Here is a 1,015-nt window from a genome sequence, read left to right on the forward strand (position 1 = left end):
AGACGAAGGAAAGTCCATGGAAAACGAGAACGGTGGTCATCCTGCCCAGCGAGATGCTGGCTTTGATGTGGTCGGTTCGATTGCAACGAACGTGGCGGACGGATTCACGATTGTGGCAGTTGGTGACCTCATCGTGTCGCGAGCGGTGACCAAATCGCAGGATTCTGGCTTCGGCGTCGTCGTCCAGATTCTTCAAGATGCTGATGTCACGTTTGGCAACCTGGAAGTGAACATCGTCGACATCCGATCGTTCAATGGGTACCCGCAGGCTGAATACGGCGGTGCGTATCACCTCAGCCTGCCGGAGGTCGGTCCTGATTTGAAGGCGATGGGGTTCAACATCGTCGGTCGCGCGAACAACCATTCGCTTGACTGGGGCGTTGAAGGCATGCGCGAAACGAGCCGGGTGCTCGATCAGAATGGGATCATCCATGCCGGCGTGGGCGAGAATCTTGCACAAGCCGGCGCCGCTCGCTTCTTAGAGACCGCACGCGGTCGCGTAGCGTTGGTTTCGTGTGCTACAACCTTCATGCCTATGGCTCGTGCCGGCGATCCCGCTGGCGAAGCGCCAGGCAGACCAGGACTCAACGCCCTTCGTTTGGCGAAAACGATCGTGGTTCCTCCCGAGATGCTCGAGAGTTTGAGGCAGATACGTGCTGTGTTGCCCTGCCACTGGCCTGGCGGTGAAGATCTCAACGTGGTCGTCATCGACGGAACGACATACAAAGCGGGCGACACGGCGGGACTCAGTTATGAACCAAACCAGCGCGATATCGCGGGCATCGTAAGAAACGTTCGTCGGGGCAAGCAGTTCGCCGACTTCTGCATTCTGACGAACCACGGGCACGAGCCTGATAATTGCCGCCAGGTAGTCCCTGATTATGAACCATCGTTTGCGCATCGGATGATTGATGCCGGGGCCGACGCATATATCGGTCATGGGTCGCATCAGCTACGGGGCATAGAAATCTATAAGGGCCGACCCATCTTCTATGGACTTGGTAATTTTTTCGAA

At 56.8% G+C, this 1,015-nt stretch carries 1 protein-coding gene; it reads left to right on the forward strand.

The window, feature by feature from the left end; translation table 11 throughout:
- Positions 1–16: 16 nt before the first annotated feature.
- Positions 17–1,015 (forward strand): CapA family protein (locus AC0L28_RS34635; RefSeq protein WP_473482979.1); only part of this gene is annotated, 999 nt, incomplete at its 3' end.

Source organism: Mesorhizobium sp. WSM4847, from assembly GCF_055811335.1.